Raw genomic sequence first — 25,688 nt, forward strand, 5'->3', positions numbered from 1 at the left:
AGGCCGGACCGCGCCGAAAGCCTCAATCGAGGCTTTCGCGGCTGAGCAGGTAGATCGCAAGCCCCACCACCAGCGGCACCAGGAAGAAGAGCAGGAGCGTGGCATAGGCCGCCTCCGCCGTGCCGCCGGAGGCCGCGCGAAACACCGGGCCGGAGGTGAATTGCAGGATGCCCGCCCCGCCGATCCCGAACATGTTGAGGAAGGTGACCCCGCGCCCGATCAGGTGCGGCGGGAAGTAGGCGCGGCCGTGCGCCATGATCGCGGGGAAGGATGCCCCGAAAAGCCCAAGCGCGGCCAGCAGGGCCGTGACCTTCCAGAACCCCGCGCCCGGTGTAACCGCGAGCACCGTCAGCGCCACCGCCGCCAGCGCGTTGCCCCAGAAGACCACCCACTTGCGGGTGCCGAACAGGCGATCCAGTGGTCCGTAGGCGAAATTGCCCGCCACCATCGCCAGCCCCATCGCCAGCGTCGCCGTGCCGATGCGGGCGCTGTCAGCCCCGTAAAGGTCGCTGAGCATGGGTCCAGCCCAGAGCCCCCGGATCGAGGCGGCAGGGGCGTAGGCGACCGCCATCAGCGGCAGGATCGCCCAGAAGCGCGGCAGCCTCAGCAGGTCGAGGACCGACCCCCGCGCGCCGGTGGCGGAGTTGATGCGCTCCGGATCGCGGATGAAGATCGCCAGCGCGGCGGCGACGGCCAGCGTCGTTGCCGCCAGGCCGAAAAGCGCCGCGCGCCAGCCGACTGCGGCCACCAACATCGCCAACGGCGCGGAGCCCGCGATGTTCCCGAGAGAGCCGAAGCCGATGATCATGCCCGCCAGCGTCCCGAAGACCGCAGGGGAATAGACGCGGGCGAAGATGACGTAGCTTGCCATCAGCACCGGGGAACAGCCGATCCCGATCAGCACCATGGCCACATGGATCGCCACGGGCCCCTGGGCCGTCGCGAAGACCAGCGCGCCCCCCGCGCCGCCAACGGCCAGCAACACCGAGGCCGTGAGGCGCGGACCGATCCGGTCCAGCGCGGCGCCCACCGGCATCTGCATCACCGCGAAGGAGAAGAACCACAGGCCCGAGGAGAGCGCGAGGTCGGCCGGGCTGACCCCGATCTCGGCTCCCAGAACCGGCGCCAGAACGGCTAGGAAGGCCCGGTAGAACTGGCTCAGCACATAGCCGAGGATCAGGACGAAAATTCCCATACGCACGTCTGTTCACTCCTTCGGCGCCGCCTCACTCCGAGGGCGCGGCGCCGCCCTCTGTCGTCCGTCGCGCGATGAACGGCGCGAGCCGTTCATCGGCCGCAGCCGCCCCGGCATGGGGCTGGAACTCCGCCAGGGCGCGCTGCCAGATGCCGGTCGCCCGTTCGGTCGCGGTCTTGGCGCCGTTTTCGCTCCAGGTCCCAAAGTTGCCGAGATCGGCCACAAGCGGCGTATAGAACGCGCGGTCGTAACGGTCCATGGTGTGCGCGGCGGCAAAGAAATGTCCGCCGGGATCGACCTCCGCGATGGCCTCATAGGCCATGGCGGCGGCATCGGCCTCGGGGCGGGCGCAAAGTTCGGCGATGGTCTGGAGCGCCTCGACATCAAGGATGAACTTTTCATACCCGAAGGTCAGGCCGCCTTCGAGCCAGCCGGCGGCATGGACGGTCAGCGTGGCATTCGCCATCATCGCCCCCCAGAGCCCCATCATGTTCTCCGTCGCGGCCTGCACGTCGGCGGTGTTGGAGGCCGAGCCCGCGGCCGAGCGCCAGGGCAGGCCGATCAGCCGCGCCAGCTGGCCCGAGCCGATCTGCATCTTCACATGTTCGGGCGTGCCAAAGGCGGGCGCCCCCGACTTCATGTCGACGTTCGAGGAGAAGCCCCCGTAGCTGACCGGCGCGCCGGGCTTTGCAAGCTGGGCGAGCGTGATGCAGGCCAGCGCCTCGGCATGTTGCAGGACCAGCGCCCCCGCCACCGTCACCGGGGCCATTGCCCCGGCCAGGCAGAAGGGGGTGATGATCGTCAACTGACCGGCGCGGGCAAAGTCGATGATGCCCTCGGCCATGGGGATGTCGATCAGGCGCGGGGAGTTGGAGTTGATGATGGTCTTGCACCAGACCCCGTCCGTCCAGGCGGCCTCGTCAAGCGCCAGCGCGGTGCGCACCATCTCGAAACTGTCGGCGACCTGCCGCCGCCCGCGCGCATAGGCGAAGAGCGGCTTCGTCCCGATCAGCATCTGCGAACGCATCATCGCGTAATGGCGCAGATGGACCGGCACATCCTGCGGTTCGGCCGAGGGGCTGAGGATGTGGATCACGTCGAAATGCTGTTGCAGTTTCAACGCGTCCTCGTAGTCCGACAGGCTGCCGGGCCGGCGCCCGCGCACCCGGTCGGTCGCGTTGGGGCAGCCGCCGGAACCGCCGAAGAGCAGGCGGCCCGGCGCATAGGTCTGTTCGTGGCGCGGGTCGGCGGCGCGCAGCCGGATCGAGCGGGGCGCGCTGGCCAGTGCCGCCGCGACGATCTCGCGGCCGATCCGCACCATCTGGCGGTCTTCGTCGACAATCGCGCCGGCGGCCGCGAAAAGCGCCCGCGCCTCGGGCAGCAGGAAGCGCACGCCAAGGTTTTCCAGCACGCGCAGCGCCGTCTCGTGCAGCCCCGCGACGGCATCGTCGGAAAACATCGCCTGTGGGGCGAACGGGTGTGCAAGGTGGCCGTAGTCCGCACGGCGCGCGCCCTGGTTTCCCGTCCGGCCATCGCCTCGCTTGCGGTCTTGTCTGCGCATCTCGGATCCTCCCTGGCCGCACCGTAACCGGATCTGGACAAGGCTCTGGGTCGAAAGCGACCTGGAATGCGACTATTCGCGTTATGCTTCGGGGGATTGTCGGGAATTCTGGTCGGAGCGAGAGGATTCGAACCTCCGACCCCCTGCTCCCGAAGCAGGTGCGCTACCAGGCTGCGCTACGCTCCGACGGGGAGGCGTTTAGTCGGATTCATCCGGCGGCACAAGGGAGAATTGCGCGGCCGCAGGGGATTTTCGGCGCAGGTGGAAAATCGTGGAACATTTCCCGGTAGATCGCGGGCGGGCGACGTTGCATGCTCCTTCTCACAACAAAACACGGGAGAGAACATGGCCGGCATTGATATTTATTCATTGAAGTATCCCAAGGCGCTGACGAACGCCGACTGGCAAAAGGCCAAGGGCAAGATCGGCAAGCTGACGAAGACCGGGCTTGGCGACGCGCTTGAGAAGGCCGAGGCGGCATTCAAGAAGATCGACCTTGGGGTGCTCGACCCGTCTTCCAACCCGCTCAAGAGCCTTGAGGAGCTCAACGATGCGGTGGACCGGGCCAAGAAGCACTATGCCGCGACCGTCATTCCGTTCTCGAAGGAGCTCGACAACGTCGTCAAGGCCGCCAAGGACGCCGAGGCCAAGCTGAAGAAGGCGCTGGGCGGGAAGGACGCCGCCAAGGCCGCGGCCGATGTCCAGAAGGAGGCCGAGGTGCTGCGCGTCAGCTGCAAAAGCCTCGATCTGGAAAGGGCGGTCGAAAAGGTGAAGGCCGACATCCAGAAGAAGAACGAGTTGGCTGCGAAGCATCTCAACGATTCGCTGAAGAAATTCGCAACCGGTGCCGCGACCTTCCTGCGCGCGCCCAGCAAGCAAAGCTGGGAGGCGAACATCAAGCAGCAGGGGCGGAGCGTCTCCAACTCCGTCGCGCAGTTGCAGGCCTATCGCGCCAAGTTCTGGAAGGACTTCGAGAAGTTCAAGGGCTTCGACCAGAACACGCTGGGCATTGATGCCGAGGACGAGGCAACTAACGAAAAGCGCGCCAAGATCGTGAAACTGGCGGTGATCCAGGTGAAGGCGATCGCGGCCTTCAAGGGCTGATCACGAGCAAGGGGGCACCTCCGCGTGGGGTGCCCCTTTACCTGTTCGACAGGATGCGTTGCAGGATGCTTGAGCGCGGCGCGGTAACGGTTTCCGCCCGTCCCCGCGTTTCGAGAACCGGCCGGTTGCCCGAGGTGCCCGGCCGCGCCTCGCGCAGGACGATGTAGATGCCCGAGGCGATGATGACCGCTGCACCGAGAACCGTCGGGCCGTCCAGGTGTTCGTTGAAAAGCGCGTAGCCGTAGCCCGTGGCCCAGAGGATCTGGGAATACTGCATCGGCGCGACGATGACGGCCTCGCCCTCCCGGTAGGCCAGGATCATCAGGAAGGCGCCGATCAGCCCAAAGACCGCGATGATCGACATCAGGCCCAGGTCCTCGATCGGCATCGGCACATAGACGAAGGGCAGCGCCGCCCCCATTACGAGGAAGTTTCCGACCATCGGGTAAAGCAGCAGCACGACCGAGCGTTCGTCCTTGCCGATCTTGCGCGCGATGACCGAGGCCGCCGCGCTCGTCAGGGCGGCAACCAGGGCAGCAAGATGGCCCAGCGACAGGTCCGCCTGCCCAGGCCTCAGCACGATCATCACCCCGACGAGGCCGGTGACGACGGCGGCCCAGCGGCGCAGGCGCACCTTTTCGCCCAGCATCGGAATCGCGAGGATCGTCACCAGCAGCGGCATCGAGAACAGGATCGCGTAGACCTGCGCCAGCGGCAGGTTTGAAAAGGCGTAGAAGGCCGAAACCCCGGTCACGATCGCGCAGGCCGTTCGCAGCATGACCCAGCCGGGATGACGCGCGCGCAGGCTCTCATGCCGGCGGTCGTTGAGCAGAATCACCGCGACGATGGGAAAACCGAGGAGCGAGCCGAAAAACAGAAGCTGCGCCGGCGAGTAGGTCGCGCCCAGGGCCTTCACGACGACATCGTGGGTCGCGAAGACCCCCATGGCGCCCAGCATGACGAGCGCGGCCCGCATGTTGTTTCCGCCCTGTGTGCTCATGGCTCCGATCCGTTACCGCTCACACCCTTTGGCCCGGTGCCGGGGTCTTTGCAAGCCTTGAAACGAGGACGGGGGGCGAAAACCGCCCCCCGTTCGCACCACGTCACGCGACCGTGTGGACCTGCTCAGAGGCTTGCGTCCAGCGCGGCGACGATCGCGTCGCCCATCTGGCTGGTGGTCACCGCAGTTTCGCCCGCGTTCTGCATCAGGTCGGCCGTCCGCACACCGTCCGCCAGAACCTTTTCGACCGCCTTTTCAAGCCGGTCGGCATCCTCGCCCCGGTCGAAGGAGTAGCGCAGCGCCATCGCGAAGGACAGGACGCAGGCGATCGGGTTGGCCTTGCCCTGGCCCGCGATGTCGGGGGCGGAGCCATGGACGGGCTCGTAAAGCGCCTTCGGGCGGCCGTTGGCCATCGGCGCGCCGAGGCTGGCCGAGGGCAGCATGCCCAGCGACCCCGTCAGCATCGCCGCGCAATCCGACAGCACGTCGCCGAACAGGTTGTCGGTCACGATCACGTCGAACTGCTTGGGCCAGCGGACAAGCTGCATCGCGCCGTTGTCGGCATACATGTGCGACAGCTCGACATCGGGGTATTCCTTGTCGTGCACTTCCTGCACCACGTCGCGCCACAGAATGCCCGATTCCATGACGTTGGCCTTCTCCATCGAGCAGACCTTGTTGCCGCGCCGCCGCGCCAGTTCGAAGGCCGAGCGCGCCACGCGGGCGATCTCGCTTTCGGTGTAGCGCTGGGTGTTGATGCCGACACGCTCGTTGCCTTCGGTGAAGATGCCGCGCGGCTCGCCGAAATAGACGCCCGAGGTCAGCTCGCGCACGATCATGATGTCGAGCCCGGCGATGATGTCCTTCTTGAGCGAGGAGAAATCGGCCAGCGCATCAAAACACTGGGCCGGGCGCAGGTTCGAATAAAGGTCCATTTCCTTGCGCAGGCGCAGAAGGCCGCGCTCCGGCTTCACCGAGAAGTCGAGCTTGTCGTATTTCGGCCCGCCGACGGCGCCCAGAAGGACCGCGTCGACCTCCTGCGCCTTGGCCATCGTCGCGTCGGCCAGGGGCACGCCGTGGACATCGTAGGCCGCGCCGCCCACCAGATCCTCGGACACGTCGAAGACCAGCCCGCGCTTGGCGCCGAACCAGTCGATGATCTTGCGGACCTCGGCCATGACTTCGGGGCCGATGCCGTCGCCCGGCAGGATAAGGAGGGAGGGGTTGGCCACTGGATGCTCTCCGGATCAGTCGTGAAAAAGGGTCCGGGTTGGCCTAGCCAAAGGCAAGGGCGCGGTCAAGCCGCCGCGCCTTTCACGCAGGTTGCAGTTCCGCCTGCACGCCGCGCTGGCCGCGCCGCCGCTTCTCGGCGATCATGCCGGCGATGCGGCCCATGGCGATGCCCCGCATCAGCAGCGAGGCGGGCAGGAACGCCCAGGCCGTCATCGCCCAGATCAGCGTCTGCGGGCTTTCGAGCGAGACCGGCTCGAACGAGCTTTCCGCGATCCGGATGCCGGCGGGGATGACGAAGGGCAGCAGAATCCCCACGACGATGTTGAAGCGCGCATCGCGTTGCAGGCGCCGCACGACATCGCCGCCGGTCGTGGGGTCGAAGGTCGGAAGGTTGACCCAGACGTTGAAGGAGCCCAGCCGCGCGGGCCAGTCGATAACGCGCAGCGAGATGATGAACACGATCAGCGTCACCAGCGACACGGTGTAGGCGATCCCCGCCGCGGTGCGGATCAGGATCATCTGGTAAAGGCTCATGTCGTCGGGCAGCATCAGCACGAACAGGCGCACGGGGCTGTAGGGGATGTCGATCAACTCTCCCAGCCGGTTGCCGACGACCTCGACGAAGAGGGTCAGCGCCGTCTGCTCATTCTGGCCGCGCACGATCGTGGTCAGCAGGAACACGGTCACGAAGAGCGACAGGAAACGCAGCCGGTTGAAGGGCGGGGCGTCCCGGAACTCCATGAGGCAGGGATAAATCGCGACATATTCGAAGAAGGTCAGCAGCGCGGCGAAGATTGCGACGAGGGCAACGATCTGAGTCGTGTCGCGGTGCACGCCGGGCAACATCAGCGATGGCATGGCGATGAGTCCCATCACCAGCACAGCGCGCGCCAAAGCGCCTGCGAACCGCGAGATCACTGCTCAGTTCCTCGATCTGGCCAGGAGCGATGCGATGCCGCCCCATTGTTCCAAACTTAGTCCCGCGTTTGTGGCGGGCTGCCTCATTCTTGACACATTTCTGCCCACATTCCGCACTCCGCACAATCGTCCGTTCAGATTAACGCGCGTAATGCGGCCTTTTCGTGTCCGAACTGGTGCGGCATTGCATCATTTTCCGCGCAGGAATCTGGTTCCGGGAAAACGAAAGGGCCGCCCGGCAAGGGGCGGCCCGAAACTTGCGGCAAGATCCGGTCGCGGATCAGACCCAGGGGCGCGACTGCGCGGCGGCCTTTTCGAAGCTGTCGATCGAGGCCGCTTTTTCCAGCGTCAGCCCGATGTCGTCGAGCCCGTTCAGCAGGCAATGCTTCTTGAACGGGTCGATCTCGAAGCCGAAGCTATGCCCGTCGGAGGTGGTGACGGTCTGCGCCTCCAGGTCCACGGTCATGCGTGCGTTGGCGCCCTTGCGGGCGTCGTCCATCAGCACCTCGACCGCTTCGGCCGGAAGCACGACCGGCAGGATGCCGTTCTTGAAGCAGTTGTTGTAGAAGATGTCGGCGAAGCTGGTGGAGATCACACAGCGGATGCCGAAATCCAGAAGCGCCCAGGGCGCGTGCTCGCGCGAGGAGCCGCAGCCGAAGTTGTCGCCCGCAACCAGGATCTGGGTGTCGCGATAGGCGGGCTGGTTCAGGACGAAATCCGGGATCTCCTGCCCGTCCTGAGTATAGCGCATCTCGTCGAACAGGTTCTTGCCCAGGCCCGTGCGGGCGATGGTCTTCAGAAACTGCTTCGGGATGATCATGTCGGTGTCGATGTTGACCAGCGGCATGGGCGCCGCGATGCCGGTCAGTTTGGTGAACTTGTCCATTACATCATCTCCCGGACGTCGGTGAGGTGGCCGGTGACCGCGGCGGCGGCGGCCATGGCGGGGCTCATCAGGTGGGTGCGACCGCCGCGGCCTTGGCGGCCCTCGAAGTTGCGGTTGGAGGTCGCGGCGCAGCGTTCGCCGGGCGAGAGCTGGTCGGGGTTCATGGCCAGGCACATGGAGCAGCCGGCAAGCCGCCATTCGAAGCCCGCGTCGATGAAGATCTGGGCCAGGCCCTCTTCCTCGGCTTGTGCACGCACGAGGCCGGAGCCCGGCACGACCATGGCGCGCATGCCGTCCTTGACCTTCTTGCCCTTCAGGATCGCGGCCGCGGCGCGCAGATCCTCGATTCGGCCGTTGGTGCAGGAGCCGATGAAGACCGTGTCGATCTGGATGTCGGTCAGCTTCATGCCCGGCGTCAGGCCCATGTAGTCAAGGCTGCGCTGCGCAGCACCAACCTTGCCGCCGGTGAAGCTTTCCGCCGCGGGCACGGTGCCGGTGATCGGCAGCACGTCCTCGGGGCTGGTGCCCCAGGTGACGACGGGGGCGATATCCTCGCCCCGGATGGTCACGACCTTGTCGAAATGCGCGCCCTCATCGGTGAAGAGCGTCTTCCACCAGTTGAGCGCGGCTTCCCATTGCGCGCCCTTCGGCGCGTGCGGGCGGCCCATGACGTAGTCGAAGGTCTTTTCGTCGGGCGCGATCAGGCCCGCGCGCGCGCCGCCCTCGATCGCCATGTTGCAGACCGTCATGCGGCCTTCCATCGACAGGTCGCGGATCGCCTCGCCGCAGTACTCGATCACATAGCCGGTGCCGCCGGCGGTGCCGGTCGCGCCGATGACCGACAGCGTGATGTCCTTGGCGGTGACGCCCGGACGCAGCTTGCCGGTAATCTCCACCTTCATGTTCTTGGATTTCTTCTGGATCAGCGTCTGGGTGGCGAGCACATGCTCCACCTCCGACGTGCCGATGCCGTGGGCAAGTGCCCCGAAGGCGCCGTGGGTCGCGGTATGGCTGTCGCCGCAGACAACGGTCATGCCGGGCAGGGTCCAGCCCTGCTCGGGACCAACGATGTGCACGATGCCCTGACGGATGTCGGACACGGGGTAGTAGTTGATCGCGAAGTCACGCGCGTTCTTGTCGAGCGCCTCGACCTGGATACGGCTCTCCTCGTTGTCGATGTGCTTGTCGCGGCCCGGGGTGGTGGGCACGTTGTGGTCGGGCACGGCGATCGTCTTTTCCGGCGCGCGCACCTTGCGGCCGGTCATGCGCAGGCCCTCGAAGGCCTGGGGGCTGGTCACTTCGTGAACGAGGTGACGGTCGATGTAGAGCAGGCAGGTGCCGTCAGCGTCTTCATGGGCGACGTGGGCATCCCAGATCTTGTCATAGAGTGTTTTCGGGCCGGACATGGCATTCTCTCATAGCGGAAAGGCAAAAGGGGGTGACGCGCGGAACGCGGGTCAGGCGCGCGCGAGGATCGAGACGGTGGACCCGTAGAAGCGCCAGGGCAGGCGGGCGCGGTCATCCATGTCGAAAAAGCGTTTCATGCCCGCTCAGATACTCCTTGCCCCCGTTTCCCGCAAGGGCGAAGGGGAAACCTTGTCGAGCCTGCGGGGCCTGTGCGATGCTTTTTCCCGAAGGGGAGGCGGATGGAAACAGAACTTCAGGCCTTCATCGAGGCCCTGATCGAGTTGCGCGACGGCGTCTTCATGTCGCTCCGCAATCTTCTGCTGCCCTCGCGGCTCAACCAGATGGTGATCCTGCTGGTCTGCGTCCTGGTTGCCTGGGCGCTTCGCCGCTGGGCCACCCCCCGGATCAATGACTGGCTGCGCAGCCGCGAGGGCTGGCCGAGATGGCGGCTGCGCGTCGCGGTAATCCTGCAACGGCGCCTGCAACTGATCTTCTTCGTGCTGCTGGCCTGGGGCGCGGACGTGGTGCTGTCGGCGATCACCACCTTCCCGTCGCGCCGCTACCTGGTGGCGCTGGTCGCGACGATCGCGACGGCCCTGCTGGCCGTCAGCCTCGCGGCCCGGCTGATCCGCTCGCCCTTCCTGCGGCGCCTCGCGACCTGGGGGCTTTGGGCCTATGTGGTGATCTATTTCCTCGGCCTGTCGGACGGGTTTTCCGACTTCCTCGACCGGGTATCGGTCGAGTTCGGGGATTTCCGTCTGTCGATGCTGTCGGTGCTGAAGGCCATGGCCGTCACCGGTATCCTGTTTCTGGGGGCACGCACTCTGGCCGAGCAGGCGCAGAACCGGATCGAGGGCAACCGCGAGATCTCGCCCTCCATGCAGGTGCTGGCGATCAAGTTCCTGCAGATCCTGCTTTACGGCGCGGCGGTCTTCATCGGCTTGAAGGCCGTGGGCTTCGATCTGACGGGCCTTGCGGTCCTGTCCGGGGCCATCGGCGTCGGCCTGGGCTTTGGCCTGCAGAAGGTGGTGTCGAATCTGGTCTCGGGGGTCATCATCCTTCTGGACAAGTCGGTGAAGCCGGGGGATGTGATCTCGCTCGGCGAGACCTTCGGCTGGATCGAGCGGCTGGGCGCCCGCTATGTCAGCGTCGTCACGCGCGAGGGCAAGGAATACCTGATCCCGAACGAGGACCTGATCACCGGGCAGGTGGTGAACTGGTCCCATTCCAACGATTTCGTGCGGATCGACCTGAGTTTTGGTACCTCCTATGGCGACGACCCGCATCTTGTCCGCAAGCTCGCGGTCGAGGCGGCGAAGTCCGTGCCGCGTGTCCTCCAGGATCGGCCGGCGGTCTGCCACATCACCGGCTTCGGCGACAACTCGGTCGATTATGTGCTGCGATTCTGGATCACGGACCCGGTGCAGGGCCTGATGAACGTGCGGGGCGCGGTCTTCCTTGCCCTTTGGGATAGGTTCAAGGAAAACGGCATTTCCATCCCCTTCCCGCAGCGGGAGGTCCGGTTGCTTGCCGATCCGCCGGCGGCCGAAAGGCCGGAAAGCTGAGCTGCGCGGCCCCGGCGTCCGGGCCTTCGCCCCATGTCGTTGCGGCAACCGGGTGACAACCTTGTGCAGATCGGCCGCGTGTCATTGAGATTTCACCTTGCAGATGCTAATTTTTAAGTATGGCCCGGCGCCGGGGTTTTTCACAGGCGCGCAACCCAGGAGGACGATGTCCTGTTTTCCGAAGTGCCGGCAGCCGGCGGTATGGCTGCGGGGGCGGTGCCGATGACGGCGATGCCCGCAGAAGTTTCCAGCGACGAGTTGCTCGCCCGGATTCTCGCTTCCCTCGATGACGACAAGGCCGAGGACGTGGTGACGATCGATCTCCGCGGACGGTCGAGCGTTGCCGATTACATGGTCATCTGTTCGGGCCGGTCGTCGCGTCAGGTCGGCGCCATCGCCGAGAAGCTGACCGAGCGGCTCAAGGAAGAGTTCGGCCGGTTCTGCCGGGTCGAGGGCAAGGAGCAGGGCGATTGGGTCCTGATCGACGCCGCCGACGTGATCGTCCATGTCTTCCGTCCCGAGGTGCGGGAGTTCTACCAGCTCGAGAAGATGTGGATGCCGACCGGAACCGGGTTCACGACCCGCCAGGCCTGATGCGGCTGCATCTTTGCGCTGTCGGCCGCCTCAGGGCGGGGCCGGAGCGCGACCTTGTCGATGACTACCTCAAGCGTTTCGACCGGACGGGGCGGCCCCTTGGGCTTGGCCCCGTGTCCGAGCACGAGGTCGAGGACAAGAAGGGCGGCGGCATGGCGGCGGAGGGCGCGCTTCTGGCGCGGGCCATCCCGCAGGGTGCCGTCCTTGCCATTCTTGACGAGCGCGGACAGACCGTCAGCTCGCCGGAATTCGCCGACAGGCTCGCGGGCTGGCGGGACGGGGGGCGGCAGGACGTGGCCTTCGTGATCGGCGGTGCCGACGGCATCGCGCCGGACCTGCGCGCGCGGGCGGATTTCGCGCTTTCCTTCGGCAAGATGGTCTGGCCGCATATGCTGGTGCGCGTGATGCTGGCCGAACAGCTTTACCGGGCCGCGACGATCCTTGCGGGCGCGCCCTACCACCGCGTCTGACGCGCGGCGCTTGTTGCCCCGCGCCGCCAACGGGCCTAGAAGATGCGCACGACTGACAGGGAGCCCGCCATGACACCTCCGAAGCCCGTGGTGCTTTGCATTCTCGACGGTTGGGGCCTGCGTGCCGAGCGGACGGCCAATGCCGTGGCGCTGGCGCGAAAGCCCGCCTTCGACCGGATCATGGCGACCTGCCCGCATGCGCAGCTTGTGACCCACGGGCCCGATGTCGGCCTGCCCTCGGGTCAGATGGGCAATTCCGAGGTCGGGCACACCAACATCGGCGCCGGGCGCGTCGTGGCGATGGACCTTGGTCAGATCGACCTCGCGATCGAGGATCGCAGCTTCTTCGGCAATACCGCGATCACTGGCTTCGTGCAGACGCTCAAGGCCTCGGGCGGGACGGCGCATCTGATGGGCGTGATCTCGGACGGGGGGGTGCATGGTCACATCGACCACGTCATCGCGGCCTGCGAGGCGGTGGCCGCCGCCGGTGTTCCGGTGGCGCTGCATGCGGTCACCGACGGGCGCGATGTCGCGCCGTCCTCCGCGGACGGGTTCGTGGAGGATCTGACGCGGCGGCTGCCCGTGGGCGTTCGCGTGGCGAGCGTCACCGGGCGCTATTTCGCCATGGACCGCGACAACCGCTGGGATCGGGTCGAACGCGCCTATCGCGCCATGGTGGGCGCCGAGGGGCTGGGCGCCGCATCGCCCGCAGGCGCTGTCGCCGCAGCCTATGAGAGGGGTGAAACGGATGAGTTCATCCAGCCGACGGTGATCGGCGACTACGCGGGTGCCAAGGACGGGGACGGCTTCTTCTGCCTCAACTTTCGCGCCGACCGCGCGCGGGAAATCCTGCTCGCGGTGGGGGAGGATGACTTCACCGGGTTCGAACGGGGCAAGCGACCGCACTGGGCGGCCCTTCTGGGTATGGTGGACTATTCGAAGACCCACGACGCCTTCATGGCCGCGGCCTATCCCAAGCGCCCGGTGGTCAACACGCTGGGCGCCTGGGTCGCGGCGCGGGGCCTGCGCCAGTTCCGCCTGGCAGAGACCGAGAAATACCCCCATGTGACCTTCTTCCTCAACGGCGGGAAGGAGGCCCCGGAGACGGGCGAGGATCGCCACATGGCGCCGTCGCCCAAGGTCGCGACCTACGACCTCCAGCCAGAGATGTCCGAGCCCGAGGTGGCCGACAAGCTCGTCGAGGCGATCGGCGCGGGCTACGACCTGATCGTCGTGAACTTCGCCAACCCGGACATGGTTGGCCATACCGGCATCCTCGAGGCCGCGATCGAGGCCGTCGAGGCGGTGGATGGCGGGTTGGGCAAGGCGCTGGACGCGCTGGAGCGCGCGGGCGGCGCGATGATCGTGACCGCCGACCATGGCAACTGCGAAACCATGATCGACCCGGTGACCGGCGGTCCGCATACGGCCCATACCACCAACCCGGTGCCGGTGATCCTGGTCGGCGGCCCGGCGGGCGCGCGGCTCCGGAACGGGCGGCTGGCCGATCTGGCGCCGACGGTCCTTGACCTGATGGGGCTGCCGCTGCCGCCGGAGATGACGGGACGGACGCTGATCGAAAGATGATGCGCGCCGCCAGGGTTCTTGCCGCCGCCAGTCTTCTGGCCTTTCCCGCCGGGGCGCAGACGCCTGCGCAAACCGCCACGCAATCGGCCGAACAGGCGGCGGCCGATCTTCGCGCCGCGATCGAGACGCTCGACAAGGCGGATGGCGCGCGCAACCGCATCGCCGCGCTGACCCAGACCATCCGGGCTTACGAACTTGGCCTCGGCGCGCTGCGCGAGGGGCTGCGCAGCTCCGCTCTGAAGGAAGGCGAGATCCGCGCCCGGTTCGACGCGCGGCGGGACACGATCGGCCAGCTTCTGGCCGCGATGGCCGCGATGGAGGCCGCGCCGGGTCCCCTGGTCCTCTTGCATCCCGACGGGCCGGAGGCCGCCGCGCGCAGCGGCATGATCCTGGCCTCGGTCCAGCCCGCGCTTGAGGCAGAGGCGGCGCGGCTCAGGGGCGATCTTCAGGAAATCGCCCGGATGCGGGCGCTTCAGGACAGCGCGCTTGCAGCCCTGCAGGAGGGGCTTGCCGCCGCGCAGGCGTCGCGCACCGCGCTCAGCCAGGCGGTGCAGGACCGCACCGACCTGCCGCAGCGCTTCCTTGAGGACCCCGAGGAGTTGCGGGCGCTTGTCGAGAATGCCGAAACGCTGGAGGGCTTCGCGCGCGGCGTGGCGCGGCTTCAGTCCGATGTCGGCCCGCCGATGGAGGACTTCGAGGGGGCGAAGGGCACGCTGCCTCTGCCGGTGGTGGGAACCCTTCTGCGTCGCGCGGGCGAGGCCGACGCCGCCGGGATCGTCCGGCCCGGCGTCCTGATCGCGACCCGGCCCGCGGCCCTGGTCACGACGCCCTGGCTCGCGACGATCCGCTACCGCGGCCCGCTGCTCGACTACAAGAATGTGATGATCCTTGAGCCCGCATCCGGTTATCTTCTGGTTCTGGCGGGACTCGCGACCGTCTACGGCGAGACGGGCGACGTGCTGGACGCAGGCGCGCCGGTCGGCCTCATGGGCGGGGAAGAGGCGGCCCTTTCGGAAGGGGCTGGCGCAGAGCGGACGGAAACGCTCTATATAGAGGTAAGACAGGATGCGGAGCCGATCGACCCCGCGCCGTGGTTCGAGCAATTGAGGGAAGAGTAGCCGATGAGGAAATATCTGTTGGCCGTCGTGGGCGGCACGCTGGCGGGGGCGCTCTTCACGACGCAGGTGGCCGGGCCTCTCCTCGCGCAGGAAGCCGACAAGGGCGCGTCCGTCTACCAGCAGCTCGATCTGTTCGGCGACATCTTCGAACGCATCCGCTCCCAATATGTCGAGGAGGTCGATCCTGGCGAGCTGGTGGAGGCTGCCATCAACGGCATGCTGACCTCTCTCGATCCGCATTCGAACTACCTTCCTCCCGATGCGTTCAGCGACATGCGGGTCCAGACCCGGGGTGAATTCGGCGGCCTCGGCATCGAGGTCACGCAGGAGGAAGGCTTCATCAAGGTGGTCTCGCCCATGGACGGCACCCCGGCGTATGAGGCGGGCATCCACGCGGGCGACTACATCACCCATGTGGACGGCGAAAGCGTTCTGGGCCTGACGCTTGACGAGGCGGTCGACATGATGCGCGGCCCGGTCGGGTCCGAGATCGTCATCACCGTGGTGCGCAAGGACGTGGACGAGCCCTTCGACGTCTCCATCATCCGCGACACGATCAAGCTGACCGCCGCCAAGGCGCGGCTTGAGGGCGACACGGTGGTGATCCGGGTGACCACCTTCAACGACCAGACCTATGCCAACCTTGAGGAAGGGCTGAAGAAATCGGTCGCCGAAGCCGGCGGGATCGACAAGGTCAACGGCTTCGTCATCGACCTGCGCAACAACCCCGGCGGGCTTCTGACCCAGGCGATCGAGGTTTCGGACGCCTTCCTCGACAAGGGGGAGATCGTGTCCACCCGCGGCCGCGACCCCGAGGACAGCGAACGCTTCAACGCCGAGCCGGGCGATCTGGCCGAGGGCAAGCCCATCGTTGTGCTGATCAACGGCGGCTCTGCCTCCGCTTCCGAGATCGTGACCGGCGCCCTTCAGGACCATCACCGGGCCATCGTCGTCGGCACCAAGAGCTTCGGCAAGGGTTCGGTCCAGACGATCATCCCGCTGCGCGGCAACGGCGCGATGCGGCTGACGACGGCGCGCTACTACACGCCCTCCGGCCGCTCGATCCAAGCGCTGGGTATCGCGCCCGACATTCTGGTCGAGCAGCCCAAGGTCGCGCCGCCGAGCGAGGAAGAGGACGGCAGCGCCGCCGCCCGCGACCGGACCGAGGCCAGCCTGCGCGGCAGCCTGACCAACGACTCCGTGACCGAGGATGAAAAGCGCGTCCTGGAAGAAGAACAGGCCCGCGCCGAGGAGGCCGCGAAGCTTCGCCAGGAGGACTACCAGCTGGCCTATGCCATCGACATCCTCAAGGGCCTTTCGGCTATCGCCGAGGCGAACTAGGCCGTGCAAGCCGGGGATCTGCCCTATCGTCCCTGCGTGGGCGTCATGCTGATCGACGACGCGGGCCGGATCTTCGCCGGCCAGCGTTTCGACAGCCCCGTTGCCGCGTGGCAAATGCCGCAAGGCGGGATCGACGAAGGCGAAAAGCCGCGAAAGGCCGCGCTGCGTGAACTGGGCGAGGAAACTGGGATCGCGCCGGAGCTTGTGGAATTCCTTGCCAAATCGGCGGACTGGCTGACCTACGACCTGCCACCGGAGCTTCTGGGCCGGGTCTGGGGCGGCAAGTTCCGCGGCCAGAAGCAGCGCTGGTTCCTGTTTCGCTATCTGGGCCGGGACGATCAGATCGACATCGCGACCGAACACCCCGAGTTTTCCGAATGGCGCTGGGTGACGGCGGAGGAGATGATCGCCGCCATCGTGCCCTTCAAACGCGATGTCTACGAGCGAGTCGTTTCCGAGTTTCGCGCCTGGCTCGCCTGACGCCCCGGAACGAGCGATTGGCGAGCGGCCCCCCGTCCAGTCGCCGTAAGGTGGAAGCCTGGCGGCTTCGGGGCTGAATATTTGGTGCGACCCGCCGGGCGGGACACCGGAATCGGCCCGTTCGGTGGTATCATTGCCCCGCGTGGCCGTGGTGCTGCCGCGGCCCGAAAGGGAGGGACCCATGAAAGGACATGTGATACTCGGCGCCGCTCTGGCCGCCGCCTGGCTGCCCGTGATCGCGTCGGCAGACGACTACGACCTCGATACGCTCCGGGCGGCCACCGAGAAATATAAGGACGTGAATGTCGCGCTGGCCGAAGGGTTTATTCAGGACCCCTCGGGCCACTGCGTCAGCGCCGCCGCCGAAGGGCTGCCGGCCGAATGGGGCGCGATGGGCATCCATTACCTGCGGCCCGACCTGCTGGAGATCGCGCAGGGCGGTGAGCGCGTCGACGGCGGCAGCACCTACACCGACTTCATGGCCCCGGCGATCCTGATTTATGAACCGCAGGAAGACGGGACACTGGAACTGGTAGGGATCGAGAACCTGGTCTTCGAGAAGGCCTGGACGGAGGCCGGAAACAGCGCCGGGCCGATGTTCAACGGCCGGATGTGGGACCACATGGCCGACGATGCCGGGACCGATGCCGACGAGGCGCACGGGTTCATGCCGCACTACGACAAGCATGTCTGGCTGTTCAGGGAAAATCCGAATGGTGTGGACGTGCCCTTCAACCCGAACGTGACCTGCGAGCACCAGCACGGCTGAGCCGCATCAGCCCTCGGCGTGGAAGAAGTCGTAGACGGTCTGCGCGACCTTTTCCGAGATCCCCTCGACGGCCTTGAGGTCGTCGAGGCCGGCGCGGCTGACCGCCTTGGCCGACCCGAAATGCTGCAGGAGCGCGCGCTTGCGCGTGGCCCCGATGCCCGGCACCTCGTCCAGGGGGGTCGCGCCGACGGCCTTGGCGCGTTTCGCCCGGTGGGCGCCGATGGCCCAGCGATGCGCCTCATCCCTGAGTCGCTGGATGAAGTAGAGCACGGGTGAATTGTGCGGCAGCGCGAAGGGGCGCTTGCCGGGGCGGTGGAACTCTTCCTTGCCCGCGTCGCGGTCCACGCCCTTGGCGACGCCCAGCATTGGCACGTCCTCCACCCCCAGTTCCTCCATGATCTCGCGCACGGCGGAGACCTGCCCCGCCCCGCCGTCGATCAGGATCAGGTCGGGCCAGGCCGGGGTTTCCCGGTCCGGGTCCTCCTTCAACAGGCGCTGGAAACGGCGTGTCAGGACCTCCTTCATCATGCCGAAGTCATCGCCTGGGGTCAGTTCGGTCCCCTTGATGTTGAACTTGCGGTACTGGCCCTTGTCGAAGCCCTCCGGTCCCGCGACGATCATGCCGCCGACCGCGTTGGTGCCCTGGATGTGGGAGTTGTCGTAGACCTCGATCCGGCGCGGCGGACCGTCCAGCTCGAACGCTTCCGCCAACCCGTCGAGCAGCTTCGACTGCGCGGCACTTTCGCTCATCTTGCGGCCAAGGCTCTCGCGGGCGTTGCGGGCGGCGTTTTCCACAAGCTCCGCCTTTTCGCCCCGCTGGGGAACGGCAAGCTCGACCCTGCGCCCGGCGCGGTCGCTGAGCAGTTCCGTCATCAGGTCCGCATCCTCGATCGGATGGGAAAGCAGGATCAGCCGCGGCGGCTCCTTGTCGGCGTAGAACTGGCCCAGGAAGGCCTCCAGCACCTCGGCCTCCTCGGCGCCCGATCCGGTCTTGGGGTAGAAGTCGCGGTTGCCCCAGCTCTGGTTGGCACGGATGAAGAAGACCTGGACGCAGGCCTGCCCGCCTTCCATGTGCAGCGCGACGATATCGGCCTCGGGCACGCCACGGGGGTTGATCCCCTGCGAGGACTGCACCTGCGTCAGCGCACGGATGCGGTCGCGCAGCGCGGCGGCACGCTCGAACTCCATCGCCTCGGCGGCGGCCGACATCTCTTCGGCCAGCTTCGCCTGCACCTGGGTGGTCTTGCCCTGGAGGAAGCGTTCCGCGTCGGTGACAAGGGAGGCATAATCCGCCGTGCTGATACGCCCCACGCAAGGCGCGGCGCAGCGCTTGATCTGGTAAAGCAGGCACGGGCGCGTGCGGCTGGCGAACATCGCGTCCGAGCAGTTGCGCAAGAGGAACACCTTCTGCAACTGGTTCAGCGTCCGGTTCACCGCGCCCGCACTGGCGAAGGGGCCATAGTAGCTGCCCTTTTCCTTCTTCGCGCCGCGATGCTTCTTGATCTGCGCGAACTCGGTTTCCTTGGAGACTAGGATGTTGGGGAATGACTTGTCGTCCCGCAGCAGCACGTTGAAATAGGGCTTGAGCTGCTTGATCAGGTTCTGTTCCAGCAGCAGCGCCTCGGTCTCCGTCCGCGTGGTCAGGAACATCATCGAGGCGGTCGCATGGATCATCCGCGCGATCCGTGCCGAATGGCCCGCGGGACGGGCATAGTTCGACACCCGCGCCTTGAGATTGCGGGCCTTGCCGACGTAAAGCACCCGACCCTCGGCATCCAGCATCCGGTAGACCCCCGGCTGCGCCGTCAGGGTCTTGAGGTAGGACTGGATGACCGCGTGGCCCGTCGCGGGCGGCTGCTGGGTCTGGCTCTGGTCGTCGGTCATGGGGCAGATGATTCCGCGTGGCTGCTGCAATGTTAAGCGCTGGGGCGCAAGAGGAAACCTGTCCACGGATTCTGTGGATAACTCTGGTGATAATAATCCGGCACCCCGAAATTCTCCTTAGTTTGTGACCCGTTCTCCGGTTTGCCTAATTTTTAGGCGCAATCGTAAGTATTTGAAATTGATATGTAAAATTCTTAACGCCATGCAAAGGCCTGAAACTATTGGGAGAATCTTGACAGTTTTGTGACTGCCGACCCAAGAGTGCACAAGTCAAGGGTGCGCACCGCCACACCCCCGGGTTTTTTTAGCCGATTCCGCGAATATCGGGCGTCTTCCAGCCCAGGTGCTGGCCGCCATCGACACACAGAAGCTGGCCCGTCACCGCGGGCGCGTCGAGGAAATAGCCAAGTGCTGCGCAGATGTCGTCGGGGTTCGCGCCCCGCTCCAGCACCGAGGCCGCGCGCTGGCCCTCGAACTGTGCCTGGGGCTGGTTTTCGCCCTTCAGGGTCGAGCCGGGGCCGATGGCGTTGACGCGGATGTCGGGCGCCAGCGCCCGCGCCGCGGTCTGGGTAAAGGCCCAGAGGCCCATCTTGGCGATGGTGTAGCTCATGAACTCGGGCGTCAGCTTGCGGACCCTCTGGTCAACCATGTTGACGACCAGCGCCTCGGCCCGCCGGCCGCCGGGGCCTTCGGTCGCGCGCGGGGCCTGCGCCGCGAAGTGCTGGGTCAGCACGAAGGGCGCGCGCAGGTTCGATTCCATGTGCCGGTCCCAGCTTTGGCGGCTGGCGGATCGGATGTTGTCGTATTCGAAGATCGAGGCGTTGTTGATAAGCACGGTCAACTCGCCCCCCAATGCGGCGGCGGCCTGGGCGATCAGGGTTTCGGTCTGCGCCTCGTCCAGAAGGTCGGCCTGCAGGGTTACGGCACGCACCCCATAGGCCCGCGCCTCCTCCGCCGTGGCCTCGGCCGCCTCGGCCGAGCTGGCGTAATGGATCGCCACATCCAGCCCGCGGCAGGCAAGGTATAGCGCCATGTCGCGCCCCAGCCGCTTTGCCCCGCCGGTGACAAGCGCGCGTCCCAGCACAACGGTCATGACGCATCCTTTCCGCAGTCGCATCCGCCCTTGCCGACGATCGGGCGCCCGCAGGACCGGCAGCGCCGCATCCCGGTCTTGCGCGACCCGATGCCCGGCACCCGGAGCCGTCCGAACAGCGCGAGCACCGCCATCACGATCAGGAACAGTGTGACGACCTTGACCATGGCTACAACCCGTAGCGCGCCCAAAGCGCGCGCTCCTCCGCCTCTTCCAGCACCGATCCGACGAGCCTGCCGGTCAGCCGCTGGAAGAACGGCCGCCTGGTGCCGTAGGGGATCAGCTTGACCTTGTCGCCGTAAAGCGCCTTGAGCTTCGGGACCGCGTGGGCGATCCCGTCGGCCAAGCCCACGTCGACCGCGCCCTGACCCACCCAGACGTCGCCCGTGAACAGATCGCGCCCGGGGTCCAGGCGGGCGCCACGGCGGCTGCTGACCTGGGTTTTGAACGCCTCATGCACGGGGGAAAGGATTGCCTGCAGGCGCTCCACATCCTCGGGCTTTTCCGGTCGGAACGGATCGAGGAAGCTCTTCGAGGCGCCGGCGGTATGGACGCGCCGCTCGATCCCGTGGCGGGCCAGGAACTCCGGGAAGCCGAAGCCCGAAGAGATCACGCCGATCGAGCCGGTGACGGAATTCGCGTCCAGCCAGATATCGTCGGCCGCCGTCGCCAACCAGTAACCGCCCGAGGCCGCGACATCCTCCACGAAGGCGTGGACGGGGATCTTGCGGTCTTCCGCAAGGCGGCGGATGCGGGCGGCGATCAGGGCCGACTGTACCGGCGAGCCGCCGGGCGAGTTGATGACCAGCGCCACCGCCTTCGGCTTGCCGCGGCGGAACGCGCGTTCGATGATCGGGGCCAGCGCGTGATCGGACAGACCGCCGCGCGGGCCTGCGGCGATCACACCCTGAAGCCGGAGGACGGCGACACGCGGCTTGGCGCGGAAAAGGTCGCGAATGGATCTCATGAGATGCGATGTAGACCTTCGCGGCCGCCGGAACAATGGAAAGCCGGCGCAAAGGCCCCTGCCCACCACCGTTTTCCCCTGTGGGACAGATCTGCTCAGCCGATCACGCGCACCCTCAGCGGGCGGCCGTCGAAGATCGTCTCCATCGAGAAGTGGCCGGTCACGGTTTCAAGGTCGCCGACCGTGATCAGCTGCTGATAGACCGTGTCATACCCGGCCATCGAGGTCGTCACGACCTTGAGGAAATAATCCCACTCCCCCCCGATACGGTGGAATGAGGCGATCTCGGGGATGGATTCGACCTTGGCGCGGAAGCGGGCCGACCAGTCGGGCGAATGGTTCCGCGTCTTGACGAAGACCATGACGGTCAGGTCCAGCCCCAGCGCCCGCGCGTCGAGCCGGGCTGTTGCGCCGCGGATGATGCCCGCCTGCGTCAGGCGCTGCATCCGCCGCCAGCAGGCGTTCTGCGACAGGCCCACACGCTCCGCCACCTCGCGCTGGGACAAGCTGCCATCGGCCTGGATGCAGTTCAGGATGGATTGGTCGATTGCGTCGATTTTCATGGCTATTAAGGTCAAATGACCCAATAATTGAGAATTCGGATATCAAATATGTGATGAATTGGCGGTTGAGTGCAACGATTATCTCCTCCAGACAGGAGAACGCCATGACCATGACCGCTTTCGACCGCTTCCGCGCCAGCCTCGGGTCCGACAATGTGCCCGGGCGCATCCATGATGGCGTGATCGGCAAGGACGCCGTGATCGACGGGCCTTTCGGTCCCAAGCCCATGCTTTATGCCGATTACGTCGCCTCCGGCCGTGCGCTGCGGCAGGTTGAAACCTTCGTGATGGAGGAGGTTCTGCCCTGGTATTCGAACAGCCATACCGAGGCGTCGCATTGCGGTGGCGTCATGACCCGGCTGCGGCGCGAGGCGCGGTCGGTCATCCGCGCGCTCTGCGGGGCGGGGGAGGAAACGGCGGTGATCTTCACCGGTTCGGGGGCGACCGCGGGGCTGAACCGGCTGGTGCATCTGCTGGGGCTCGACACGGCGGTCCGGCGCGGCGACCGTCCGGTCGTCATCATCGGCCCTTATGAGCATCATTCCAACATCCTGCCCTGGCGCGAAAGCGGCGCCGAGGTGGTCGAGATCCCGGAGGATGCCCGGGGCGGCCCCGATCGCCAGGCGCTGGCGCGGGCACTTGCGGCCGCTGCAGGCCGCAGCTTGGTCATCGGCAGCTTTTCCGCAGCCTCGAACGTCACCGGCATCCTCACCGATGTCGAGGGTATAACCCGGCAGCTGAAGGCGGCCGGCGCGCGAGCGGTCTGGGACTACGCGGGCGGCGGTCCCTACCTGCCGATCCGCATGGCGCCCGCCCCCGACGCCGAGATCGATGCCATCGTCACCTCCCCCCACAAGTTCGTGGGCGGGCCTGCGGCCTCAGGCCTCCTCCTGCTCCGCCGTTCGGCTGTGGCGGCCGACATCCCCACCTTTCCGGGCGGCGGCACGGTCCGCTTCGTTTCGCCCGAGGCCCATGATTACGCCGCAAACGTCGAGGCGCGGGAGGAAGCCGGGACGCCGAACGTCGTGGGCGATATCCGCGCCGCGCTGGCGTTCATCGTCAAGGATGCGATCGGACAGCGCTTCATCGACGCGCGCAACGCCGAACTGAGGGATCGCGCGCTGGCGGCCTGGGGGGCCTGTGACCGGATCGAGATCCTCGGCAACCTTGAGGTCGCGCGGCTTCCGATCCTCTCCTTCCGCATCCGCGACGGGCAGGGCGGCTATTTGCACCAGCAGCTTGCCACGCGGATGCTTTCGGACCTTCACGGCATACAGGCCCGCGGCGGCTGCGCCTGCGCGGGGCCCTATGTCCACCGCCTTCTGGGGATCTGTGCGGAGGAATCCCGCGCCCTGCGCGCCGCGATCCTGTCGGGGCAGGAGATGCTGAAGCCGGGCTTCGTCCGCCTGAATTTCAGCTATCTCTTTTCCGATGAGGAGGCCGACCGCGTGATCGCTGCCGTGATTGATCTGGCGCGGAACGCGGACCGGCTGCGCCCGGCCTATGACTTCGACGCATCGACGGCGATCTTCACCCCGCGCGCGACTTCGACCGCTCAGGCCCCGCGGCCCTGACGCAGGTCGCGCGGGGTCGTGCCGAACTCCGCCGAGAAGGCCCGCGTCATCGCCGAGGCGTCCTTGTATCCGCAACGCAACGCGATCTCGGAGACCGGATAGGTCGATTGCTCGACATAGCGCCGCGCCGCGGACAGTCGCAGGCTGCGGTAGACGCTGCGCGGCCCGGCGCCGAGTTCGGCGGCAAAGCGCCCTTCCAGGTCGCGCAGGCCGAGGCCCAGGCGGCGCGCGACCTCGGGCAGGGGCAGCGGGTCCTCGATATGGCGGCGCATCAGGGCGATGGCCGATTCCACCATGCGCCCGCGCGGCCTGCGGCGCAGCGGCTCTTCCGGGCGCTCGATATCCGCCGACATGAACAGCGCCGAAACCTCCAGCCGCATCCCCTCGCCCAGCAGGTCGCCGACGAGCCGCGTGGTCAGGTCGAAGGCCGTCATCGCCCCGCCGGAGGACATCAGCGTGCCGTCGATCACATACCGCCGATGCTCAACCTCGACCTCGGGGAAGGTTTCGGCGAAGGCGTCGATCTCGTCCCAGTGGATGGTCGCGCGCCGCCCCTTCAGTAGCCCGGCGCGCGCCAGGAGCCAGCTTCCCATGTCCATCGCGGCGATGGCGCCATGGCGGCTGGCGGCCTCCCGCAGGGCCGAAAGGCAGCGTGGTGTCGCATGGGCGCGCGCGTCATAGCTCGGCATGACGAACAGCACGTCGGCGCGCCCGGCTTCGGCCAGCGCCGCATGCGGCAGGACCGGCAGACCGGAGGAAGAGGTGACGCTCGACCCGTCCAGCGTCACGAACTGCCACTCGAAGACTTGCCGCCGCGCGATCGTGTTCGCGGCGCGCAGCGGTTCGACCACATTGGCCAGGCAATGCATCGAAAACCGTTCGAAGAGCCAGAGCAGAACCCGCTGGGTCCGGGTCGTGTTTTTTGTCCAGATCGGCATGATCAATATCATAATCTGCACGAAAATGGCCCGCAATCCCTGATAGCGATGGGCCCAGCACCCCATCCCGGAAGGACCTCCCATGCATTTCGGCCTGACCGAAGAACAGCAGATGATCGTCGATACCACGCGTGCCTTCGTGGAGAATGAGCTCTACCCGCACGAGATGACGGTCGAGCGGACCGGCCACCTGCCGATGGAACTGATCAAGGAGATCCAGGCCAAGGCGATGGCTGCGGGGCTTTATGCCGCCAACATGCCCGAAGAGGTGGGTGGCGCGGGGCTCGATACGCTCACCTGGCTGCTTTACGAAAAGGAACTGGGCCGGGCGAACTACGCGCTCCACTGGACCTGCGTGGCGCGCCCCTCGAACATCCTTCTGGCGGGCAACGACGAACAGCGGGAGCAGTACCTCTATCCCTGTATCCGGGGGGAAACCTGGGACTGCCTGGCGATGACCGAGCCCGGCGCGGGATCCGACCTGCGCGGCATGAAGGCCTCTGCCCGGCAGGACGGCGACGACTGGATCCTGAACGGCACCAAGCATTTCATCAGCCACGCCGACATCGCGGGCTTCTCGATCGTCTTCATGGCGACCGGAGAGGAAATGACCCCGCGCGGGCCCAAGAAGAAGATCACCGCCTTCTTCGTCGACAAGGGCACCAAGGGTTTCACGGTGCGCGATGGCTACCGCAACGTTTCCCACCGCGGCTACACCAATGCGGTACTTGAGTTCGACGACTGCCGCCTCAACAAGCGCCAGATCCTGGGCGAGGTGCACAAGGGGTTTGAGGTCGCCAACAGCTGGCTTGGCGCCACTCGGCTCCAGGTCGCCTCGACCTGCCTCGGCCGCGCCGAGCGGGCGCTGGGGCACGCGGTTTCCTATGCGGCCGAACGCGAACAGTTCGGCCAGAAGATCGGCAAGTTCCAGGGCATATCGTTCAAGCTCGCCGACATGGCAATGGAACTGAAGGCCGCGGAACTGCTGACGCGGGAAGCCGCCTGGAAATACGATCAAGGCACCGTGACCGAGTCCGATATGTCGATGGCCAAGCTGAAGGCGACCGAGGTCCTGGCGCATATCGCGGACGAGGCGATCCAGATCCATGGCGGCATGGGCCTCATGGATGAATTGCCCCTTGAGCGGATCTGGCGCGACGCGCGCGTCGAGCGGATCTGGGAAGGCACCTCCGAGATTCAGCGCCATATCATCAGCCGGGAACTGCTGCGTCCCTTCGGCGCCTGACGCGGGGGGCTGTCTGCCCCCCGGCTCCGGGCAAGCCCGGAGCTCCCCCCGAGGATACTTGAAAAAAGAAGAAGCAAGAAAATGTTAATCTACATGGCGCATCCTGAGAGCACGGTACAGGCGGGGACGCCGATGACCGTAAAAGGAGAAGGCGCTCCGTTCCTGTCGGGGCGGAGCGTTTCTGCTTTCTTC

At 66.5% G+C, this 25,688-nt stretch carries 24 protein-coding genes and 1 tRNA gene; 11 read left to right on the forward strand and 14 right to left on the reverse strand.

Annotated elements, in window-relative coordinates:
* Positions 1-22: 22 nt before the first annotated feature.
* The 3 genes from OE647_RS01425 to OE647_RS01435 form a co-directional block, all read right to left on the reverse strand.
* Positions 23-1,201 carry an MFS transporter gene (locus OE647_RS01425; RefSeq protein ID WP_263719803.1) on the reverse strand — a complete coding sequence of 393 codons (1,179 nt, stop codon included), beginning with the start codon at positions 1,199-1,201 and terminating at the stop codon, positions 23-25.
* Positions 1,202-1,226: 25 nt separating this feature from the next.
* Positions 1,227-2,756 carry a trimethylamine methyltransferase family protein gene (locus OE647_RS01430; RefSeq protein ID WP_263719804.1) on the reverse strand — a complete coding sequence of 510 codons (1,530 nt, stop codon included), beginning with the start codon at positions 2,754-2,756 and terminating at the stop codon, positions 1,227-1,229.
* Positions 2,757-2,865: 109 nt separating this feature from the next.
* Positions 2,866-2,942: transfer RNA gene (locus OE647_RS01435), tRNA-Pro, on the reverse strand.
* 159 nt (positions 2,943-3,101) lie between these two features.
* On the opposite strand from OE647_RS01435, the gene OE647_RS01440 reads away from it, so the two are divergent.
* A complete protein-coding gene (locus OE647_RS01440; protein WP_263719805.1) occupies positions 3,102-3,860 on the forward strand; it encodes a hypothetical protein in 759 nt (252 codons plus the stop codon).
* Between the two features lie 37 nt (positions 3,861-3,897).
* On the opposite strand, the gene OE647_RS01445 is transcribed toward OE647_RS01440, so the two are convergent.
* The 5 genes from OE647_RS01445 to leuC form a co-directional block, all read right to left on the reverse strand.
* Entirely contained in the window at positions 3,898-4,860 is a 963-nt protein-coding gene (locus tag OE647_RS01445) for a DMT family transporter (RefSeq protein ID WP_263719806.1), read from the reverse strand.
* 125 nt (positions 4,861-4,985) lie between these two features.
* On the reverse strand, positions 4,986-6,092 hold the full coding sequence (gene leuB, locus OE647_RS01450) for a 3-isopropylmalate dehydrogenase (RefSeq protein WP_263719807.1): 1,107 nt from the start codon (positions 6,090-6,092) through the stop codon (positions 4,986-4,988).
* Between the two features lie 82 nt (positions 6,093-6,174).
* A complete protein-coding gene (locus tag OE647_RS01455) occupies positions 6,175-7,011 on the reverse strand; it encodes a hypothetical protein (RefSeq protein ID WP_263719808.1) in 837 nt (278 codons plus the stop codon).
* 280 nt (positions 7,012-7,291) lie between these two features.
* On the reverse strand, positions 7,292-7,897 hold the full coding sequence (leuD, locus tag OE647_RS01460) for a 3-isopropylmalate dehydratase small subunit (RefSeq protein ID WP_263719809.1): 606 nt from the start codon (positions 7,895-7,897) through the stop codon (positions 7,292-7,294).
* Complete coding sequence (gene leuC / locus OE647_RS01465; protein WP_263719810.1) at positions 7,897-9,303, reverse strand: 3-isopropylmalate dehydratase large subunit; 1,407 nt, start codon at positions 9,301-9,303, stop codon at positions 7,897-7,899. Before leuC ends, leuD begins: the two co-directional genes overlap by 1 nt.
* A 240-nt stretch (positions 9,304-9,543) precedes the next feature.
* Between leuC and OE647_RS01470 the strand changes: the two genes are divergently transcribed.
* The 8 genes from OE647_RS01470 to OE647_RS01505 all read left to right on the forward strand — a co-directional run bounded on the left by OE647_RS01470 (position 9,544) and on the right by OE647_RS01505 (position 17,231).
* On the forward strand, positions 9,544-10,869 hold the full coding sequence (locus OE647_RS01470) for a mechanosensitive ion channel family protein (RefSeq protein WP_412174912.1): 1,326 nt from the start codon (positions 9,544-9,546) through the stop codon (positions 10,867-10,869).
* A 222-nt stretch (positions 10,870-11,091) separates the two neighbouring features.
* The gene (gene rsfS / locus OE647_RS01475; protein WP_318527922.1) at positions 11,092-11,463 is read left to right on the forward strand and encodes a ribosome silencing factor; all 372 of its coding nucleotides are present in this window, start codon (positions 11,092-11,094) and stop codon (positions 11,461-11,463) included.
* Positions 11,463-11,933, forward strand: a complete 471-nt coding sequence (gene rlmH / locus OE647_RS01480; RefSeq protein WP_263719812.1) for a 23S rRNA (pseudouridine(1915)-N(3))-methyltransferase RlmH — start codon at positions 11,463-11,465, stop codon at positions 11,931-11,933. The genes rsfS and rlmH overlap by 1 nt, the downstream gene beginning before the upstream one ends.
* Positions 11,934-12,002: 69 nt before the next feature.
* Positions 12,003-13,523, forward strand: coding sequence for a 2,3-bisphosphoglycerate-independent phosphoglycerate mutase (gene gpmI / locus OE647_RS01485; protein ID WP_263719813.1), 1,521 nt, complete (start codon positions 12,003-12,005; stop codon positions 13,521-13,523).
* On the forward strand, positions 13,520-14,641 hold the full coding sequence (locus tag OE647_RS01490; protein ID WP_263719814.1) for a murein hydrolase activator EnvC family protein: 1,122 nt from the start codon (positions 13,520-13,522) through the stop codon (positions 14,639-14,641). The genes gpmI and OE647_RS01490 overlap by 4 nt, the downstream gene beginning before the upstream one ends.
* Before the next feature lie 3 nt (positions 14,642-14,644).
* Complete coding sequence (locus tag OE647_RS01495) at positions 14,645-15,982, forward strand: S41 family peptidase (protein WP_263719815.1); 1,338 nt, start codon at positions 14,645-14,647, stop codon at positions 15,980-15,982.
* Positions 15,983-15,985: 3 nt separating this feature from the next.
* Entirely contained in the window at positions 15,986-16,462 is a 477-nt protein-coding gene (locus tag OE647_RS01500; protein ID WP_263719816.1) for an RNA pyrophosphohydrolase, read from the forward strand.
* A gap of 181 nt (positions 16,463-16,643) precedes the next feature.
* Positions 16,644-17,231, forward strand: a complete 588-nt coding sequence (locus tag OE647_RS01505; RefSeq protein ID WP_263719817.1) for a hypothetical protein — start codon at positions 16,644-16,646, stop codon at positions 17,229-17,231.
* A 6-nt stretch (positions 17,232-17,237) separates the two neighbouring features.
* Here the strand turns inward: OE647_RS01505 and uvrC are convergent, their stop codons facing one another.
* From uvrC to OE647_RS01530, 5 genes are all read right to left on the reverse strand, one after another.
* A complete protein-coding gene (gene uvrC, locus OE647_RS01510; protein WP_263719818.1) occupies positions 17,238-19,115 on the reverse strand; it encodes an excinuclease ABC subunit UvrC in 1,878 nt (625 codons plus the stop codon).
* Between the two features lie 304 nt (positions 19,116-19,419).
* Positions 19,420-20,208 carry an SDR family oxidoreductase gene (locus OE647_RS01515; RefSeq protein ID WP_263719819.1) on the reverse strand — a complete coding sequence of 263 codons (789 nt, stop codon included), beginning with the start codon at positions 20,206-20,208 and terminating at the stop codon, positions 19,420-19,422.
* Complete coding sequence (locus tag OE647_RS01520; protein WP_263719820.1) at positions 20,205-20,375, reverse strand: hypothetical protein; 171 nt, start codon at positions 20,373-20,375, stop codon at positions 20,205-20,207. Before OE647_RS01520 ends, OE647_RS01515 begins: the two co-directional genes overlap by 4 nt.
* 2 nt (positions 20,376-20,377) lie before the next feature.
* A complete protein-coding gene (locus OE647_RS01525) occupies positions 20,378-21,175 on the reverse strand; it encodes a S49 family peptidase (protein WP_263719821.1) in 798 nt (265 codons plus the stop codon).
* A 95-nt stretch (positions 21,176-21,270) separates the two neighbouring features.
* Positions 21,271-21,744, reverse strand: a complete 474-nt coding sequence (locus OE647_RS01530) for an Lrp/AsnC family transcriptional regulator (RefSeq protein ID WP_459542704.1) — start codon at positions 21,742-21,744, stop codon at positions 21,271-21,273.
* A 104-nt stretch (positions 21,745-21,848) separates the two neighbouring features.
* Here OE647_RS01530 and OE647_RS01535 point away from each other — a divergent pair, with 104 nt between their 5' ends.
* Positions 21,849-23,312, forward strand: coding sequence for an aminotransferase class V-fold PLP-dependent enzyme (locus OE647_RS01535; protein WP_263719946.1), 1,464 nt, complete (start codon positions 21,849-21,851; stop codon positions 23,310-23,312).
* Here OE647_RS01535 and OE647_RS01540 read toward each other — a convergent pair.
* Positions 23,294-24,250 (reverse strand): GlxA family transcriptional regulator, encoded by a 957-nt coding sequence (locus OE647_RS01540; RefSeq protein ID WP_263719823.1) that lies wholly within the window; start codon positions 24,248-24,250, stop codon positions 23,294-23,296. The genes OE647_RS01535 and OE647_RS01540 overlap by 19 nt on opposite strands.
* An 82-nt stretch (positions 24,251-24,332) precedes the next feature.
* Here OE647_RS01540 and OE647_RS01545 point away from each other — a divergent pair, with 82 nt between their 5' ends.
* Positions 24,333-25,496 (forward strand): acyl-CoA dehydrogenase family protein, encoded by a 1,164-nt coding sequence (locus tag OE647_RS01545; RefSeq protein WP_263719824.1) that lies wholly within the window; start codon positions 24,333-24,335, stop codon positions 25,494-25,496.
* Positions 25,497-25,688: the final 192 nt, after the last annotated feature.

The sequence above is a fragment of the Albidovulum sediminicola genome (assembly GCF_025751575.1).
In the GTDB taxonomy this organism is placed as follows: Bacteria; Pseudomonadota; Alphaproteobacteria; order Rhodobacterales; family Rhodobacteraceae; genus Albidovulum; species Albidovulum sediminicola.